Annotated in this window: 19 protein-coding genes; 11 read left to right on the top strand and 8 right to left on the bottom strand. The window is 59.7% G+C overall.

Annotated features, from left to right (window positions below):
- Positions 1–12 precede the first annotated feature (12 nt).
- Positions 13–2,517 carry an ABC transporter permease gene (locus tag PMI21_RS08915; protein WP_007939983.1) on the bottom strand — a complete coding sequence of 835 codons (2,505 nt, stop codon included), beginning with the start codon at positions 2,515–2,517 and terminating at the stop codon, positions 13–15.
- Complete coding sequence (locus tag PMI21_RS08910; protein WP_007939984.1) at positions 2,517–3,200, bottom strand: ABC transporter ATP-binding protein; 684 nt, start codon at positions 3,198–3,200, stop codon at positions 2,517–2,519. The genes PMI21_RS08915 and PMI21_RS08910 overlap by 1 nt, the downstream gene beginning before the upstream one ends.
- A 10-nt stretch (positions 3,201–3,210) precedes the next feature.
- Here PMI21_RS08910 and PMI21_RS08905 point away from each other — a divergent pair, with 10 nt between their 5' ends.
- From PMI21_RS08905 to PMI21_RS08895, 3 genes are all read left to right on the top strand, one after another.
- Positions 3,211–3,816, top strand: a complete 606-nt coding sequence (locus PMI21_RS08905; protein ID WP_007939985.1) for an arylesterase — start codon at positions 3,211–3,213, stop codon at positions 3,814–3,816.
- Positions 3,817–3,872: 56 nt separating this feature from the next.
- On the top strand, positions 3,873–4,166 hold the full coding sequence (locus PMI21_RS08900; RefSeq protein WP_007899882.1) for a hypothetical protein: 294 nt from the start codon (positions 3,873–3,875) through the stop codon (positions 4,164–4,166).
- Between the two features lie 146 nt (positions 4,167–4,312).
- The gene (locus tag PMI21_RS08895; RefSeq protein WP_007939986.1) at positions 4,313–5,284 is read left to right on the top strand and encodes a L,D-transpeptidase family protein; all 972 of its coding nucleotides are present in this window, start codon (positions 4,313–4,315) and stop codon (positions 5,282–5,284) included.
- Between the two features lie 123 nt (positions 5,285–5,407).
- Here PMI21_RS08895 and oprI read toward each other — a convergent pair whose 3' ends face one another.
- On the bottom strand, positions 5,408–5,659 hold the full coding sequence (gene oprI, locus PMI21_RS08890; RefSeq protein ID WP_003172710.1) for an outer membrane lipoprotei OprI: 252 nt from the start codon (positions 5,657–5,659) through the stop codon (positions 5,408–5,410).
- A gap of 629 nt (positions 5,660–6,288) precedes the next feature.
- On the opposite strand from oprI, the gene PMI21_RS08885 reads away from it, so the two are divergent.
- A complete protein-coding gene (locus PMI21_RS08885; RefSeq protein WP_007939987.1) occupies positions 6,289–6,570 on the top strand; it encodes a GNAT family N-acetyltransferase in 282 nt (93 codons plus the stop codon).
- Positions 6,571–6,635: 65 nt separating this feature from the next.
- On the opposite strand, the gene PMI21_RS08880 is transcribed toward PMI21_RS08885, so the two are convergent.
- Both PMI21_RS08880 and PMI21_RS0128235 read right to left on the bottom strand, forming a co-directional pair.
- Entirely contained in the window at positions 6,636–7,712 is a 1,077-nt protein-coding gene (locus tag PMI21_RS08880; RefSeq protein WP_007939988.1) for a 3-deoxy-7-phosphoheptulonate synthase, read from the bottom strand.
- A gap of 184 nt (positions 7,713–7,896) precedes the next feature.
- Entirely contained in the window at positions 7,897–8,340 is a 444-nt protein-coding gene (locus PMI21_RS0128235; RefSeq protein ID WP_033064116.1) for a PilZ domain-containing protein, read from the bottom strand.
- On the opposite strand from PMI21_RS0128235, the gene PMI21_RS08875 reads away from it, so the two are divergent.
- From PMI21_RS08875 to cysB, 5 genes are all read left to right on the top strand, one after another.
- Entirely contained in the window at positions 8,339–8,725 is a 387-nt protein-coding gene (locus PMI21_RS08875; protein WP_007939991.1) for a thioredoxin family protein, read from the top strand. The genes PMI21_RS0128235 and PMI21_RS08875 overlap by 2 nt on opposite strands.
- On the top strand, positions 8,722–9,678 hold the full coding sequence (locus PMI21_RS08870) for a putative 2-dehydropantoate 2-reductase (RefSeq protein ID WP_007939992.1): 957 nt from the start codon (positions 8,722–8,724) through the stop codon (positions 9,676–9,678). The genes PMI21_RS08875 and PMI21_RS08870 overlap by 4 nt, the downstream gene beginning before the upstream one ends.
- A gap of 24 nt (positions 9,679–9,702) precedes the next feature.
- Positions 9,703–10,608 (top strand): 5'-nucleotidase, encoded by a 906-nt coding sequence (locus PMI21_RS08865; RefSeq protein WP_007939994.1) that lies wholly within the window; start codon positions 9,703–9,705, stop codon positions 10,606–10,608.
- 96 nt (positions 10,609–10,704) lie between these two features.
- Positions 10,705–11,208: a universal stress protein gene (locus PMI21_RS08860; RefSeq protein ID WP_007939995.1), complete on the top strand. Its 504-nt coding sequence runs from the start codon at positions 10,705–10,707 to the stop codon at positions 11,206–11,208.
- Between the two features lie 113 nt (positions 11,209–11,321).
- The gene (gene cysB / locus PMI21_RS08855; RefSeq protein ID WP_007899921.1) at positions 11,322–12,296 is read left to right on the top strand and encodes an HTH-type transcriptional regulator CysB; all 975 of its coding nucleotides are present in this window, start codon (positions 11,322–11,324) and stop codon (positions 12,294–12,296) included.
- Between the two features lie 13 nt (positions 12,297–12,309).
- Here the strand turns inward: cysB and PMI21_RS08850 are convergent, their stop codons facing one another.
- Positions 12,310–12,792, bottom strand: a complete 483-nt coding sequence (locus tag PMI21_RS08850) for a GreA/GreB family elongation factor (protein ID WP_033064117.1) — start codon at positions 12,790–12,792, stop codon at positions 12,310–12,312.
- Positions 12,793–12,806: 14 nt separating this feature from the next.
- Positions 12,807–13,205, bottom strand: a complete 399-nt coding sequence (locus tag PMI21_RS08845) for a hypothetical protein (protein WP_007939998.1) — start codon at positions 13,203–13,205, stop codon at positions 12,807–12,809.
- Between the two features lie 124 nt (positions 13,206–13,329).
- On the opposite strand from PMI21_RS08845, the gene earP reads away from it, so the two are divergent.
- Both earP and PMI21_RS08835 read left to right on the top strand, forming a co-directional pair.
- A complete protein-coding gene (gene earP / locus PMI21_RS08840) occupies positions 13,330–14,472 on the top strand; it encodes an elongation factor P maturation arginine rhamnosyltransferase EarP (protein WP_007939999.1) in 1,143 nt (380 codons plus the stop codon).
- A 48-nt stretch (positions 14,473–14,520) separates the two neighbouring features.
- Positions 14,521–15,090 (top strand): elongation factor P, encoded by a 570-nt coding sequence (locus PMI21_RS08835; RefSeq protein WP_007940000.1) that lies wholly within the window; start codon positions 14,521–14,523, stop codon positions 15,088–15,090.
- A 157-nt stretch (positions 15,091–15,247) separates the two neighbouring features.
- Here PMI21_RS08835 and PMI21_RS08830 read toward each other — a convergent pair whose 3' ends face one another.
- Positions 15,248–16,261, bottom strand: coding sequence for an alpha/beta hydrolase (locus PMI21_RS08830; RefSeq protein ID WP_007940001.1), 1,014 nt, complete (start codon positions 16,259–16,261; stop codon positions 15,248–15,250).
- Positions 16,262–16,283 lie beyond the last annotated feature (22 nt).

Consider the following 16,283-nt stretch of genomic DNA (forward strand, 5'->3'; position numbering starts at 1 on the left):
TGCTTGAGTTTATCAACCCTCGCGCAAGACTGTCAGCGGGCTGGCGTTCAAGGCGCGGCGCGTGCCGAACACACCGGCACCGCCGATCAGCACGGCGCCGATCAGAGGCAATACCAGCAGCCATGGATGCGGATGCCAAGGCAGGTCGAAGGCGTAGCGGTAGAGCACCAGGCTCACCAGTTCCGAGCCCAACGCCGCCAATAGCCCGCTGACCGCGCCGAGCAAACCGAACTCGATCCGCCGGGCCCTGACCAGCAACTGCCGTTCGGCGCCCAGCGCTCGCAGCAATGCGCCTTGGCGAATACGTTCATCGAGTGTTGCCTGCAAGCCGGAAAACAACACCGCCATCCCCGCTGCCAGCACGAACAACAGAACGTATTCGACCGCCAGGGTCACTTGCGCGAGGATGCTGCGCAACTGCTCCAGCAACGCTTCGACTTGCAGAATGGTCACTGCCGGAAAGCTGCGGGACAGGTCGACGATCTGCTGATCGTGACCGGGCGCCAGATAGAAACTGGTCAGGTAGGTCGCCGGCAAGTCTTTCAGGGTGCCGGGCTGGAAGATCATGAAAAAGTTCGGCTGGAAGTTATCCCAGTTGATCTCCCGCAGGCTGGTGACTTTCGCCTCCCGATTGACCCCGCCGACGCTAAACACCATGTGATCGCCAAGCTTGAGCTTGAGGCTTTCGGCGACTTTACCTTCCACCGAAACACCGGGTACTTCATCCGCCGGTTGCTGATCCCACCAGTTGCCGGCGGTGAGCTTGTTGCCCGCCGGCAGGTCTGCCGCCCAGGTCAGGCTCAGGTCGCGTTGAATGGCTCGATCACCGGCCGAGTCCTTGCTGACAATGTCCTGCACCGGTTCGCCATTGATGCTGATCAGCCGTCCCGGCACCACCGGGTACAGCGGCGCCGATTGGGCCGACAGTTCCATTAGCCGATCGCTAAAGGCCTGTTTGTCCGCCGGCAGAATGTTCAGGGCGAAATAATTCGGGGCGTTTTTCGGCAATTGGTTTTGCCAGGTGTCGAGCAACTCGCCACGCAGCAAAGCGATCAATGCCATGGACAGTAGAATCAAGCCGAAGGCCAGGGATTGGCCCGCCGCCGCCAGTGGATGACGCAACAGTTGGCCCAGCCCCAGACGCCATGGCAATGAGGCGCGCGCCAGCATCCGGCGCAGGCTCTTGAGCAGCAGCAAGAGCAAACCGCCAAGCACCAGCGCCGCGATCACGCCGCCGCCGAGCAGGGCGAAGGTCAGCACCAGGTCGAGGCTCAGGCGCCACATGATCAGGCCGAGGGCGCCCAACGCCGCGCCATAAACCATCCAGGTGCTGGACGGAATCGGCAGCATGTCCCGGCGCAAGACCCGCAGCGGTGGGACTCGCCCCAACGCGGCCAATGGCGGCAGGGCAAAACCGGCCAGCGCGACCAACCCGGTGCCGATCCCCGCAATGGCCGGCAACAGGCCTCCCGGTGGAACGTCTGTCGGCAGTAAATCATGCAGCAGCGCAAACAGCCCGAGCTGCGCCAGCCAGCCGAGCAGGGCGCCGCTGATGCTGGCGAGCAGTCCGAGTACCGTCAGTTGCAGGCTGAACAGCGCCATGGTTTCCCGACGGGACAGACCCAGGCAGCGCAGCAAGGCACTGGCATCGAATCGGCGGGTAGCGAAGCGTGTCGCTGACAACGCCACCGCCACACCGGACAGCAACACCGCCACCAGACTGGCCATGTTCAAATACCGTTCGGCCTTGCCCAAGGCACCGCCGATCTGCCGGTTACCATCGCGGGCATCCTGGATGCGCTGGTTGGCGGCCAGACCTGGCTTGATCAGTTGACGATAGGTTTCCAGCGCCTGGGCGTTGCCGCGCCAGAGTTCGCGGTAACTGACCCGGCTGCCGGGTTGCACCACGCCGGTTGCCTCAAGGTCGCTGAGATTGATCAGCACCCGTGGCGTCAGGCTGTAGAAGTTACCGGCGCGATCCGGTTCGTAGGTCAGCACCCGCGCCAGTTTCAGAGTTTTCATGCCGACGTCGATGCTGTCGCCGATCTTCAAGTCCAGTGCAGTCAGCAGTCGCGCCTCAACCCAGGCTTCGCCGGGTTTCGGACCGCCACCGGGCGCTTCTTGCGCGAACGGCGCGGGGGCGCTTTTCAGTTCGCCGCGCAGCGGGTAGACGTCATCGGCGGCTTTGATGCTGGACAGCTGAATGCCATTGTCGGTGGCGATGACACTGGAAAACTCCACCACCTGAGCGTGTTCAAGACCCAGTTCGGTGCCACTCTTGATCTGTTCCGGCCGCGCCGGCGAACTGCCTTCGAGCAACAGGTCGGCGCCTAGAAACTCGGTAGCGCGCAGCATCATGGCGCCGTTCAGGCGGGCGCCGAAGTAACCGATGGCGGTACTCGCCGCCACGGCCACCAGCAAGGCGAAGAACAACACGCGCAACTCACCGGCACGGGCATCGCGCAGCAGTTGGCGAATGGCGAGACTGAACAGGCGCAACAGCGGCAGGCGTGCCATCAAGGCTCCAGAGGGGCGACCAGCAGGCCGGCTTCAAGGCGGATCAGGCGCCGGCAGCGATGTGCCAGGCGTTCGTCGTGGGTTACCAGCACGAGGGTCGTGCCGCGCTCCTTGTTGAGTTCGAACAGCAGATCGCTGATGCGCTCGCCGGTGTGGCTGTCGAGGTTGCCGGTGGGTTCATCGGCGAACAGCACGTCGGGCTCGGCGGCGAAGGCACGGGCAATCGCCACGCGCTGCTGTTCGCCGCCGGAGAGCTGGCGCGGCGAGTGGGTCAGGCGTTGACCCAGGCCGACCCGTTGCAACAGCTCGGTGGCGCGCTCACGGGCGTCTTTGCGGCCATCGAGCTCCAGCGGCAGCATGACGTTTTCCAGGGCGTTGAGGCTGTCGAGCAGTTGAAAGGACTGGAAGACAAACCCCACGTGCTCGGCGCGAATGCGCGCGCGCTGGTCTTCGTCGAGGTTGCTCAGGCCTTGGCCGGCGAGAGTGACTTCGCCGCTGCTCGGCAGGTCGAGGCCGGCCAGCAGGCCGAGGAGGGTGGATTTGCCGGAACCGGAGGCGCCGACAATGGCCAGGCTATCGCCCTTGTTCAGTTCCAGGCTGAGTTCGTGCAGGATAGTCAGTTCACCTTCCGCGCTGGGAACCACTTTGCTGAGGTTCTTCGCGGTGAGAATGCTTGCGCCCATGGAGAATCCGATGCGTGTGTGGTTTTTGAGTGCTGGCCTGGCCTTGATGTGCATGGCCCAGAACGCAGCGGCGGGTACAGTCCTGATCGTTGGCGATAGTATCAGCGCCGGTTTCGGCCTGGATACCCGGGTGGGGTGGGTGTCGTTGCTCGAGCAACGGCTCAAGCGCGAAGGTTTCGACGATAAGGTGGTCAATGCGTCCATCAGCGGCGACACCAGTGCCGGAGGCCGGGCACGCCTGCCGGCGCTGCTTGCAGAGCATAAGCCTGAGCTCGTCATCCTCGAGTTGGGAGGCAATGACGGCTTGCGCGGAATGCCGCCAACACAATTGCAACAAAATCTTGCGTCGATGATCGACAGCTCCCGCGTCAGTGGCGCCAAGGTGCTGTTGTTGGGCATGCAATTGCCACCCAATTACGGTGTGCGTTACACCCAGGCATTTGCCGAGGTTTTCATCAAGGTGGCCGACGATAAAAAAATCCCGCTGGTGCCGTTTTTTCTCGACGGCGTGGGCGGTCATCCGGACCTGATGCAATCCGACGGCCTGCACCCGGCGGCGGGGGCTCAGGGCAAGTTGCTGGAAAATGTCTGGCCGACACTGAAACCGCTGCTTTGACGCTTTTCTAGCGGCGGTGTTTCGGCTAAGGTGGCGCCCCCGATTTGGAGCCCCCGATGCCGCGTCCTGCCTGGTCCCTTTTTGCCTATCAACTGATCGAGCCTGACGAACAGCTGGATCTGTTCGCCTGCCAGGAGGTGCGGGTGCATCTGGTGACCCGTCAGCTGGAGCTGGGCGGCTCGGCGGACCGAACCCTGTGCGGCAGCCTGTTGCCGGCGCAACCGCGCTGGTCGAGCGTCGATCGCACGGTGTTCCAGGACCAGCGCCTATGCTCGCTGTGCCGGGCCATTCTGGAATCGCAAAAACGCGGCACCTCGCCGATCTGGCCTGAGTTGCGGTTCGAGCTGTAAACCCTGTGGCAAGCCCCATTGCCACAGGAAAGCTTCCACCACAGGCAATCCCCCCTCGCCACAGGTCTTGCATCTCCCCGAAATAACGGGCGGCGGTGTACAATCGGGTTTTTATACCCTTGTCGATCATGCGAAGGATTTTCCGGATGTTGCCGCGCTTTCCCGCCGTCACCCGCTGCCTGTCTCTTGCCGCCCTCTGCGTGGCGGGTCCTGTTGCAGCATTGGAGTTGCCCCTGCCACCACCCGGTGAAGACATCGTCGGCCAGGTGCAAGTGATCAAGGCCAAGTACGAAGACACTTTCGCCGACCTTGGCACCACCTACGATCTGGGCTATTCGGAAATGGTCGCGGCCAACCCGGGCGTCGATCCATGGCTGCCGGGCGCCGGTACCGAAATCGTCCTGCCGACGCGCTTCATCCTGCCGCCTGGCCCGCGTGAAGGCATCGTCATCAACCTGGCTGAATACCGCCTCTACTACTACCCGAAAGGCCGGAACGTGGTGTACACCTTCCCGCTGGGTATTGGCCGTGAAGGCTGGGGTTCGCCGATTGCCCACACCAGCATCGTCGCCAAGACGCCAAACCCGACCTGGACCCCTCCAGCGTCGATCAAGGCCGAGCACGCCGCCGATGGCGACCCACTGCCGAATGTAGTGCCGGCCGGCCCGGATAACCCGCTGGGGCCGTTCAAATTCACCCTGGGCACTCCGGGCTACCTGATCCACGGTTCGAACAAGAAATTCGGTATCGGCATGCGCACCAGCCACGGTTGCTTCCGCATGTTCAACAACAACGTGCTGGAAATGGCCAGCATGGTGCCGGTAGGGACGTCGGTACGCATTCTCAACGATCCGTACAAGTTCGGCCTCAGTGGCGGCAAGGTCTATCTGGAAGCGCACACGCCGCTGGATGACAAGGGCAACCCTTCGGTGGTCGACAAGCACACCGCCGTGATCAATGCGATGCTCAAGCGTGAGGACATCACCAACAACTTGCGCATGAACTGGGATGTAGTGCGCGACGTAGTCGCCGCTGAGGATGGCCTGCCTGTGGAAATCGCGGTGCCGAATACATCGGCACCGATGGTCTCGAGTGCGCCGATCGACCTGCAGCAGTAACGCGTTAAAGCAACCCGCCGATGCAGGCCGCATCGGCGGGTTTTTTATGGCCTGCACAAACCCCAGGCAATAAAAAAGCCGACCCAAAAAATGGGTCGGCTTGATAACAATCCCGAGGGATTATTACTTGCGGCTAGCTTTTTCCAGCATGCGCAGAGCACGCTCGTTAGCTTCGTCAGCAGTCTGTTGTGCTTTTTGAGCAGCAGCCAGAGCTTCATCAGCTTTACGGTAAGCTTCGTCTGCACGAGCTTGGGAGCGAGCTGCTGCGTCTTCAGTAGCAGTCAGACGTGCTTCAGTTTCTTTCGATACGCTGCTGCAACCGGTAGCCAGAACTGCGGCCAGAGCCAGAGCAGAGAATTTCAGAACGTTGTTCATCGTGTTCCCCTTCAAGGACTTTCTATTAAGTAGCTGTCTCCTCAGAGTGAGGAAATAGCCGGCGTACATACTACCCATTACTTGTAGTAAGTAAACTGACGTAGCGCAAGAAGCAAAAAAAATTGTAGGCGTTGATTCTTTTTCGAGCAACTTTTAACTGCGCTGTATAAAAAATATCCAGCTACGAGGCCCGAACTGAGCGATCCGTCGGGAAAAAGTTCCCCGGCCAGGTAGCTGTTTTTCGGTCTTGCCCAAAGTCCGTCTAGATGGGTTTGTCTACACTTGTGTTCGAATTTTGCGCAGCCGCTCGCATATCTTTATCCATGTTGAGGTGACTTAATCAAAGGGCGCTCGTCTTAAGTCTCAATATCCGGCAATGTTCAGGCTTTGACCCGTTCGGTCGAGCTGTCCCTGCGTAATCCGCGGCAACACCCGCCACCCGAAGCACAATGACGAGCGTCCCTTGAGCATTTTTGCCAATGGTGCCTACTATTTGATACGTGCTCGGTTGCGCGAGATTGGTGCGGCTCTCTCGGTGTCCATTCAGGCACGGGGTGGCGTAGTTGTTCCTTCGCCGGAAAAACATCGGTAAGGTAGGGGTCAGAATTAAAGACCCGCGAGGAGTAGTGATGAGCGAGGCGTTGTCCATCCACCATGACCAGGCTGGTCATCAGTTCGAGACCACTGTGGACGGTTATCGTGCCTACCTGACCTATATGGATCTGGGAAAACAGACCCTGGATATTTATCGCACTTTTGTGCCCAACGCGCTGCGTGGTCGCGGCATCGCGGCGGCTTTGACCGAGCAGGCGCTGCAATACGCTGATGAAATGGGCTACACGGTGATTCCATCGTGCTCCTACGTGGAGCGCTACATGGAGCGTCATCAGCGGCATGCCGCCAAGCTGTGAGCAAAACCAGCGCATAAAAAAACGCCAGGTTCAAACCTGGCGTTTTTTTATGCGCGAAACGGCGATCAGCTGCGATCGCGTTTAGGCAGCACGTCCTTGAGCTTGGCATGCATGCTGCGCAAGGTGTTTTCAGTGGCTGTCCAATCGATGCAGGCGTCGGTGATCGACACGCCGTATTGCAGGTCGGCGAGGTCTTTCGGGATTGCCTGGCAGCCCCAGTTCAGGTGGCTTTCGACCATCAGGCCGATGATCGACTGGTTGCCCTCGAGAATCTGGTTGGCGACGTTCTCCATCACCAGCGGTTGCAGGGCCGGGTCCTTGTTGGAGTTGGCGTGGCTGCAATCGACCATGATGTTCGGCTTGATGTTGGCCTTTTTCAGCGCTTGCTCGCAGAGCGCGACGCTGACCGAATCGTAGTTCGGCTTGCCGTTGCCGCCGCGCAATACCACGTGACCGTAGGCGTTGCCCTTGGTGGTGACGATCGACACGCCACCTTCCTGGTTGATGCCCAGGAAACGGTGCGGGCTGGAAACCGATTGCAGGGCGTTGATGGCCACCGTCAGGCCGCCATCGGTGCCGTTCTTGAAGCCGACGGCCGAGGACAGGCCGGAAGCCATTTCACGGTGCGTCTGGGATTCGGTGGTGCGTGCGCCGATCGCCGACCAGCTGATCAGGTCCTGCAAGTATTGCGGGGAGATCGGATCGAGGGCTTCGGTCGCGGTCGGCAGGCCCATTTCGGCCAGGTCCAGCAACAACTGACGACCGATGTGCAGGCCATCCTGAATCTTGAACGAGTCATCCAGGTACGGATCGTTGATCAAGCCTTTCCAGCCAACGGTGGTGCGTGGCTTCTCGAAATACACGCGCATGACCAGATACAGGGTATCGGACACTTCGGCCGCGAGCACTTTCAGGCGCTCGGCGTATTCGTGGGCAGCCTTGATGTCGTGGATCGAGCACGGCCCGATCACGACGAACAGGCGGTGGTCGGTGCCATCAAGAATGTTGCGAATGACTTCGCGGCCCTTGGTGACGGTGCGCAGGGCAGCGTCGCTCAAAGGAATATCACGCTTGAGCTGATCGGGAGTGATCAGGGTCTCGTTGGAGGCGACGTTAAGGTCGTTGATCGGTAAATCAGCCATCGTTTACTCGTCAGGTCACGGGTGCCGGCCGCCAGCGAACCCGCGCGGCGGAGCACAGCAAATTAAGCGCGTCGGGGAGCCGAACCTTAGCGCGTTACACCGTGGCTCGACAATGGGCAGACACCGTTTAGGGGACATTCTCAGTCAGTTTTTCCGTCGGCGGGGAAACTGATTGAGAGCGTCCCTAATCCAGCACAGGCTGTGCAAATGCCTTGCGAACGGTGTCGTGGGAGAACTCGTCGGCGTGATGCTGGACCCATTCGAGAGCGAGGGCCTGAATATCCTGCAGGTCGTCGTGCGGGTCATGCAGGCGGCAGTAACGTTCGATCTGGCAGATCTGCTCACCCATCCGTGCGCAAAATAGCGTCTGTTCGTCGACGAAGGCGATGCCCACCAGATAGCCGCGTTTTCGTCGCAAACACCACGCCACATAACCCAGGAAACGCAAGTCCGGGTTCAGGGTTGGCATGCGTACTTCCAGCGCCGTACCGTGGCGCCAGGCGCGGTGGTAATTGCAAGCCATGCCACCGAGGCTGATAGTGTGCAGCTGTTGCCGCGAAATACACTCATGTTTGAACAACGTTAATTCGACGGGCACATCGTCAGGATGAGGAAGATAACGTCTCATGAACACGGACTCCCTGTGTCGGCCACTTGACACTGTTTCTCCCAGTATAGTGGTCGAATCGGAACTGACCGATTTCGACGCCGACCAACGGTTGCTGGCGATGAGCGGCATTTCACTGGTGATTTTTACCAGCGTCGGCTGCGCCAGTTGCCGTTTTGCCCGCGAGCAGTTGCCCAGGCTCGAACTGGCGGTCGATCGGCTGTGCTGGATCGATGCCGGGAGCAATGGCGGGGTGGTCGAGCGTTATAGGGTCTTTCATTTACCGGCACTGTTTGTGGTGCGCGACGGTGAGTATTTCGGGGCGCTACAGTCGCGCCTGACCCGCACAGCGCTCAACGAGGCTGTGGACCAGGCGCTGAATCGACCAGCAGAGGAGTTGCCATGACAGGCACATTGGCCAAGCCGAGAATCGGCATTATCGGGACCGGCGCGATCGGTGGTTTCTACGGGCTGATGCTGGCGCGTGCCGGCTTCGATGTGCATTTTCTGTTGCGCAGCGAGTTTTCAGCGGTGGCCGAACGCGGCTTGCATCTCGACCACGCGTCGTTGGGACCGCTGACCTTGAACCCGGTCCAGGCCTATTCGTCGGCTGCCGACATGCCGCCCTGTGACTGGTTGCTGGTGGGCGCCAAGACCACCAGTAACGCAGACCTGGCACCGGCCATTGTTCAAGCCGCGGCCCCTGATGCCAAAGTGCTGGTGCTGCAAAATGGCCTGGACGTCGAAGACCGTCTGCGCGAGTTGCTCCCTGATTCGCTGCATCTGCTGGGCGGGCGTTGTCTGATCTGCGTCCATCGCGCCGGCCCCGGGGTCATCACTCATCAAGCGTTGGGGGCGCTGAGTGTCGGCTACCACAGTGGCCCCGCCGCCGATGCACAGGCACGCATGAACATCGTCGAGGAGGGCGCTGGGTTGTTCCGCACTGCCGGTATCGACGCCCAGGCCATGCCGAATCTGCAGCAGGTGTGCTGGCAGAAACTGGTCTGGAATATTCCCTACAACGGTCTGTCGGTGCTGCTCGGGGCCAGCACCACACCGTTGATGGCGGATGCCGACAGTCGCGCGCTGATTCAGGCCTTGATGGCTGAAGTGGTTCAGGGGGCCAAGGCCTGCGGTCATGACATGCCACCGGGTTACGCCGATTATCTGTTCATGATGACCGAGAAAATGCCCGACTACTGGCCGAGCATGTACCACGATTTTCTGCACAAGCGGCCGCTGGAGCTGGACGCCATTTACACTCGGCCACTGGCAGCGGCGAAGGCGGCGGGATGTGAGTTGCCGCGAATCGAGGCCTTGTATCGCAGCTTGAGTTTTATCGACCGACGTAACCACTGAGTCGGTCAAGGAAGGGGGAAGGGCATGGCAAATGTCATAGACGACAAACTGGTGCTGGCGATTTCTTCGCGAGCGCTGTTCGACTTGAGCGAGAGCCATAAGGTCTATCTGTCGAGCGGCGTCGAGGCTTATCGGCAGTACCAGATCGAACATGAAGACGAAATTCTCGAGCCCGGCGATGCATTCCCGTTGGTGGAAAAACTCCTGAACCTGAACGCCAGTCTCGGCCGTGCCCGGGTCGAGGTGATCCTGGTGTCGCGCAACAGCGCCGACACCGGCCTGCGGGTTTTCAACTCGATTCATCACTATGGCCTGTCGATCTCGCGTGCGGCATTCGTCGGCGGACGCAGTCCTTATCCGTACCTCAAGGCCTTTGGTTGCGACCTGTTTCTTTCGACCCATGCCGAAGACGTGCGCAATGCGCTGGAGGCCGGATTCGCCGCAGCGACTATTCTGTCGGGCGGTGCCAGTCGCGCCGCCAGCGATGAATTGCGCATTGCTTTCGACGGTGACGCGGTGCTGTTTTCCGACGAGTCGGAGCGGGTCTATCAGTCGGGAGGCCTGGCGGCGTTTCAGGCCAGCGAGCGGGAAGCGGCCCGCGAGCCTTTGCGTGGCGGGCCGTTCAAAGGCTTCCTCGCGGCGCTCAATCTGTTGCAGCGCGAGTTCCCCGATGATGCCTGTCCGATCCGCACCGCGCTGGTGACCGCGCGATCGGCACCGGCCCATGAACGGGTGATCCGTACCTTGCGCGAATGGGACATTCGTCTGGACGAATCGCTGTTTCTTGGCGGCCTGACCAAATCGGCTTTTCTCGAAGCCTTTGCCGCCGACGTATTTTTCGACGATCAGGCAGGCCATTGCGAGCTGGCCCGTGAAGTGGTCGCCACCGGGCACGTGCCCCATGGCATCAGTAACGAGCCGTCGGTTTAAAGCCCGGCGGTTCAATGCGTTGCGCCGGGCGCCGCACTCGCCACGGCACTGCTAAGCTGAATCAATCTCCGCCATGTTGGCATTCGAGGAGGTCATATGATTCGTTCGATGCTGTATGCCACTGACTTGGGTCTGTACGCACCATTGGTGATGCAGCATGCCTTGGAACTGGCTCGAACATTCAATGCCGACTTGTATGTGGTGCACGCGGTAGAGCCCATGGGGCTGTTTGCCGAATCCGTGTTGCAGAGCTATCTCGACGAGAAGGCCTTGAACGAATTTCACAGTCAGGGTCTGAACAATGTGATCGCCAATATTCAGCAACGGGTGCTCGACAACTTTCGCGAAGAGCTGGGGGATGAAGGAGAGCAGGATTTGCAGCGGATTCAGGCAGTGCGGGTGCTGCAGGGCGATCCGTCGCAGGTGATACTCGACCAGGCGCAGAAACTCTCTGTCGATTTGCTGATCGTAGGAAGTCACAGCCATGGTGCTGGCGCGGAAACGCCGTTGGGTCGAACCGCTGCGCGCGTGTTGCAACTGGCCAGGGTGCCGGTCTATCTGGTGCCGCTGGTGGAGCGTCGCCGCAAAGAGGATCGCTAGAACACGAATAATGGCATTTTGACAAAAAAGTTCTAGATTTATTGGTCGAACCATTAATATAGTTATATACCGTCGCTGATGCCCGTGGCGTCTACCTGCTTTGAGGGATTCATATGAAGCTTCAACAATTGCGCTACATCTGGGAAGTGGCGCACCACGACCTCAACGTTTCTGCTACAGCCCAAAGCCTCTACACCTCGCAACCGGGCATCAGCAAACAGATTCGTCTGCTGGAAGACGAATTGGGGGTCGAGGTTTTCGCCCGCAGCGGCAAGCATCTGACCCGCGTTACCCCGGCCGGCGAGCGCATCATCACCACTGCCGGTGAGATCCTGCGCAAAGTTGAAAGCATCAAACAGATCGCCCAGGAATTCTCCAACGAGAAAAAAGGCACCCTGTCGATCGCCACCACCCACACCCAGGCGCGTTATGCATTGCCGCCGGTGATCAGCAATTTCATCAAGCAATACCCGGACGTTGCCCTGCACATGCACCAGGGTTCGCCGATGCAGATCGCCGAGATGGCCGCGGACGGCACCGTCGATTTCGCCATCGCCACCGAAGCCCTGGAGCTGTTCGGTGATCTGGTGATGATGCCGTGCTATCGCTGGAACCGCTGCGTGGTCGTACCTCAGGGCCACCCGCTGACCAAGCTGTCGAAGCTGACCCTCGAAGCCCTGGCCGAATACCCGATCGTGACGTACGTGTTCGGTTTCACCGGTCGTTCGAAACTCGACGAAGCCTTCAGCCACCGTGGCCTGACACCGAAAGTGGTGTTCACCGCCGCCGACGCCGACGTGATCAAGACGTACGTTCGCCTGGGTCTGGGCGTAGGCATCGTGGCGAAAATGGCAGTTGATACCAAGCTCGATAGCGACCTGGTGGTGCTTGATGCCAGCGAGTTGTTCGAATCCAGTATTACCAAAATCGGTTTCCGTCGCGGCACTTTCCTGCGTGGCTTCATGTGCGACTTCATCGAGAAGTTCGCTCCGCACCTGACCCGCGAAGTGATGGCCAAGGCCATTCAGTGCCACAACAAACAGGAATTGGAAGAGCTGTTCGACGGCGTCGAACTGCCGGTCCATTAAGCGTCAACAGACGCTAGACCACCTCGGTGACAGCAAACTGTTGCCGAGCGCCCGCCACCAGAATCTCCACTTCATCCCCTTCGAACTTGCCCAGCAGGCTTTTACCCAGCGGCGAACGAGGGGTGATGACGGTAATCAATTGCCCCACTAGGTCAACCTTCAACCCGGCCGCGTCGGGGGCCAGGAACAGCCATTGTTCGCGACCCTTTTCGTCTTCCAGGCCGAGCAGGGCGCCGACTTCGATGCCGCGCCGCTCGTCATAAGGCCGCAGTGTCAGGTTCTGGCAAAGGGTCAATGACAGCCTGATTTCCTCCACCCGCCTGGCCTGCCCGGCCGCCAGATAAGACGCCTCCAGCCCCAGGGTGTCGTACTTGTTTTCGGCTATGTTTTCTTCGTGGGTCGCGGTTTCGTAAGCGGTTTGCGCGGCACGCTCGGCGATGTCGAGATCGATCCGCAGCTTGTCGATAATCAGTTGGTGGACGGTCGGCTTGTGCATGGAGTGCTTCATGATCAATCGCAGAATTGCAGGACGTTGGCGCGGCTTTTTTCGCTCGGCGCGGTCTGGTCTTGTTGCAGCCAGAACTGACATTTTGGATTGGCCAGATTGTGTTTGCTGCTTCTGGCCTGTTCCACCATTTGTTGCTGGTCGTTCCTGCGCAGGTGTTCCTCGTACTGTTCGAACATCGGGTTTTGCGCAGCGGGTTGTTCAATCACCGGCGGTTTGGCCAGTTGTTCCACCGCTTGGGCCAAGGGTGCCAATTGCTCGTTGAACAACAGGCGCCAGGCGAGCCAACAGGTCAGTGCGATCGCGATAAATCCCAGCCACAAACCGAGGGCGATGCTGCCGGTCAGTTGCAGCGCATTGAGCTGGATCGGCATGGAACGGCGCGGGTGGGGACGGTAGGGCATGACTGCCTCCTGGCGGGTGGTCGCGGGGGAGTGGCGATTGTCGCACGAAGATTAATCGTCGTCGGCTCTTCTGCGCGGGGTAATTTATGCGGACAATCGGCGCTTTTGCCAACGGGAACCTGGAATGCCTGAAATGAAAACCCGCTGGGATATTTTTTGCACCGTGGTCGACAATTTCGGCGACATCGGCGTGACCTGGCGTCTGGCCCGCCAACTGGTGGCCGAACATGCAGTGACGGTGCGCTTGTGGGTCGATGACCTGCGGGCCTTCGAGCGGTTGTGTCCAGAAATCGACATCCACGCCGCGCAGCAGTGGCAGCAGGGTGTCGAGGTGCGACAGTGGTCAGCGGACTGGCAACCCACCGAAGCCGCAGATGTCGTTATCGCCGCATTCGCCTGCCAGTTGCCGAGTGCTTATATGGAGGCCATGGCCGAACGGGAAAAGCCGCCACTGTGGATGAACCTCGATTATCTGAGCGCCGAAGACTGGGTCGTCGGTTGTCACGGCTTGCCGTCGGTGAAGTACAAGAATGTGCAGAAGTTCTTTTTCTTCCCGGGTTTTCGCAAGGGCACAGGTGGCTTGCTGCGTGAGAGGGGATTGCTCGAGCGGCGTCGGCAGTTTCAGCAAAGCCCTGAGGCTCAGCGAGAATTCCTGCAAGGCCTGGGGGTTGAACGCGCCCCGAATGCACAGCTGATCTCGCTGTTCGCTTACGAGAATACCGGGCTGGCCAGTTGGCTCGACGCCATGGCTGCCGACTCGACGCCCACTCATCTGCTGGTGCCCGAGGGGCGGATTCTCGGCGACGTCGAACGCTGGCTCGGGGTGAGCGGGCTGACGGCCGGCGCAGTGCATGCGCGCGACGCCCTGACCGTGCAAGTGCTGCCGTTCGTCCGACAGGATCAATATGACCTGCTGCTGTGGAGCTGCGATTTCAACGCCGTGCGCGGCGAAGATTCCTTTGTTCGTGCGCAATGGGCAGGCCGGCCGCTGCTCTGGCACATCTATCAGCAGGACGAAGATATCCACCTGGACAAGCTCGACGCCTTCCTGACCCTGTACACCCACGGCCTGTCCAAACCTGCCGGCGAGGCGATCAGCGGTCTATGGCGGGCGTGGAATGCAGGTGAGACAATGGTTGAGCACTGGAAATCAACCCGCAAACATTGGCCGGAACTGGAAAAACATGCCGAGGCGTGGTGTCTGGAACAAGCCTTGCAGGCAGATCTTGCCGCGGCGCTGGTACAGTTTTACCTAAATTGGATATGATACGCGGCCTAGATTTTTGTAAATCCCATCCAAATTCGGATATTCGCAATGAAAACTGGTAAAGAACTGAAACCCGGTATGGTGATCCGTATCGACAACGATCCTTGGCTGGTTCAGAAAGCTGAATTCACCAAGTCGGGTCGTAACAGCGCGATCATGAAGACCAAGCTGAAAAACCTGTTGACCGGTTACAAGACCGAAACCGTTTACAGCGCTGACGACAAGCTGGACGACGTAATCCTCGACCGCAAAGAAGCGACCCTGTCCTTCATCAGCGGCGACTCCTACACGTTCATGGACACCACTGACTACACCATGTACGAGCTGAACGCTGAAGACATCGAAGCCGTTCTGCCTTTCGTTGAAGAAGGCATGACCGATGTTTGCGAAGCGATCTTCTTCGAAGAGCGTCTGGTTTCCGTAGAACTGCCGACCACTATCGTGCGTCAGGTTGACTACACCGAAGGTTCCGCTCGCGGTGACACTTCCGGCAAGGTGATGAAGCCTGCCAAACTGAAGAACGGTACCGAGCTGTCGGTTGCTGACTTCATCGAAATCGGCGACATGATCGAGATCGATACCCGCGAAGGCGGTTCCTACAAAGGCCGTGCTAAATAAGCACCGCTTGAGGAATGAAAAAGCCCGACCATTGAGTCGGGCTTTTTTGTGATCCAGAAAAGATCGCAGCCTCGCTTCACTCGACAGCTCCTACAGGGGGAATACAAAACCCATGTAGGAGCTGTCGAGTGAAACGAGGCTGCGATCTTTTGCTTAATTATTTCAGGTGTTGCTTGAGCTCTTCGGATGCTTGCAGCATCGCCGAACGCACCGCAGGCACCTGGCTCACCACGTTGAGCAAACCGTAGTCGTGGATCATGCCGTTGTAGCGCACCGCCGTGACCGGCACACCGGCCTCGTCGAGCTTACGGGCGTAGGCTTCACCTTCATCGCGCAGTACATCGGCGCCGGCCGTCTGCACCAGAGCGGGTGGCAAACCCTTGAGTTGCGCGGTGGTCGCCCGCAGCGGTGAGGCGTAGATTTCGTTCCGCTGTTTGGCATCAGTGGTGTAGTTGTCCCAGAACCACTTCATCATGTTTTTGGTGAGGAAGTGCCCCTCGGCGAACTGGTTGTAAGACGCCGTCTCGAAGCTGGCGTCAGTCACCGGCCACAACAACACCTGGAACCTGATCGCCGGCGTGCCCTTGTCTTTGGCCATCAGCGCAACCACGGCCGCCATGTTGCCACCGACGCTGTTGCCGGCCACGGCCAGGCGTTTGCCGTCGACGTTGATCTCTTTACCGTGCTCGGCCACCCACTTCGTCGCGGCGTAGGCCTGGTTGATCGCCACCGGGTAATGCGCCTCGGGCGAAGGGGTGTAGTTGACGAACACCGCTGCCGCGCCCGAACCCGTTACCAAGTCCCGAACCAGCCGCTCGTGGGTCGGGAAGTCCCCCAGCACCCAGCCGCCGCCGTGGAAGAACATGAACACTGGCAGCTCGCCCTTGACCCCGGCCGGCCGAACGATGGTCAGGCTGATCGGTTGGCCGTCGACCTGGATGGTCTTGGTGCTGACATCGGCTTTTGGCAGCGTCAGCTTCACCCCGGCCTGCGCACCCACCAACACCGCACGGGCATCGGCAGGAGTGAGCTGTTCCATCGGTTTGCCGGTGCCGGCATTCAGCACGTCGAGGAACGCCTGGGTGTTGTGTTCAACCCCGTCGCCTGCGAACGCGCTGTTGATGGACAGGGCGAGAAGGGTACCGGTCAAGACTTTGCTGAAAGTGTTCATATCCATTTCCTGTTCGGCCTTG

Source organism: Pseudomonas sp. GM18 (assembly GCF_000282195.1).
GTDB lineage: Bacteria > Pseudomonadota > Gammaproteobacteria > Pseudomonadales > Pseudomonadaceae > Aquipseudomonas.

Excerpts from the sequence above, each read along its gene's own strand:
- PMI21_RS08885 (WP_007939987.1), top strand. The coding sequence starts at position 6,289 with ATGAGCGAGGCGTTGTCCATCCACCATGACCAGGCTGGTCATCAGTTC.
- PMI21_RS08910 (WP_007939984.1), bottom strand. The coding sequence starts at position 3,200 with ATGGGCGCAAGCATTCTCACCGCGAAGAACCTCAGCAAAGTGGTTCCC.
- PMI21_RS08845 (WP_007939998.1), bottom strand. The coding sequence starts at position 13,205 with ATGCCCTACCGTCCCCACCCGCGCCGTTCCATGCCGATCCAGCTCAAT.
- PMI21_RS08895 (WP_007939986.1), top strand. The coding sequence starts at position 4,313 with ATGTTGCCGCGCTTTCCCGCCGTCACCCGCTGCCTGTCTCTTGCCGCC.
- PMI21_RS08915 (WP_007939983.1), bottom strand. The coding sequence starts at position 2,517 with ATGGCACGCCTGCCGCTGTTGCGCCTGTTCAGTCTCGCCATTCGCCAA.
- PMI21_RS08830 (WP_007940001.1), bottom strand. The coding sequence starts at position 16,261 with ATGAACACTTTCAGCAAAGTCTTGACCGGTACCCTTCTCGCCCTGTCC.
- cysB (WP_007899921.1), top strand. The coding sequence starts at position 11,322 with ATGAAGCTTCAACAATTGCGCTACATCTGGGAAGTGGCGCACCACGAC.
- PMI21_RS08880 (WP_007939988.1), bottom strand. The coding sequence starts at position 7,712 with ATGGCTGATTTACCGATCAACGACCTTAACGTCGCCTCCAACGAGACC.
- PMI21_RS0128235 (WP_033064116.1), bottom strand. The coding sequence starts at position 8,340 with ATGAGACGTTATCTTCCTCATCCTGACGATGTGCCCGTCGAATTAACG.
- oprI (WP_003172710.1), bottom strand. The coding sequence starts at position 5,659 with ATGAACAACGTTCTGAAATTCTCTGCTCTGGCTCTGGCCGCAGTTCTG.
- PMI21_RS08865 (WP_007939994.1), top strand. The coding sequence starts at position 9,703 with ATGGCAAATGTCATAGACGACAAACTGGTGCTGGCGATTTCTTCGCGA.
- PMI21_RS08850 (WP_033064117.1), bottom strand. The coding sequence starts at position 12,792 with ATGCACAAGCCGACCGTCCACCAACTGATTATCGACAAGCTGCGGATC.
- PMI21_RS08905 (WP_007939985.1), top strand. The coding sequence starts at position 3,211 with ATGCGTGTGTGGTTTTTGAGTGCTGGCCTGGCCTTGATGTGCATGGCC.
- PMI21_RS08870 (WP_007939992.1), top strand. The coding sequence starts at position 8,722 with ATGACAGGCACATTGGCCAAGCCGAGAATCGGCATTATCGGGACCGGC.
- PMI21_RS08900 (WP_007899882.1), top strand. The coding sequence starts at position 3,873 with ATGCCGCGTCCTGCCTGGTCCCTTTTTGCCTATCAACTGATCGAGCCT.
- PMI21_RS08860 (WP_007939995.1), top strand. The coding sequence starts at position 10,705 with ATGATTCGTTCGATGCTGTATGCCACTGACTTGGGTCTGTACGCACCA.
- PMI21_RS08875 (WP_007939991.1), top strand. The coding sequence starts at position 8,339 with ATGAACACGGACTCCCTGTGTCGGCCACTTGACACTGTTTCTCCCAGT.
- earP (WP_007939999.1), top strand. The coding sequence starts at position 13,330 with ATGCCTGAAATGAAAACCCGCTGGGATATTTTTTGCACCGTGGTCGAC.
- PMI21_RS08835 (WP_007940000.1), top strand. The coding sequence starts at position 14,521 with ATGAAAACTGGTAAAGAACTGAAACCCGGTATGGTGATCCGTATCGAC.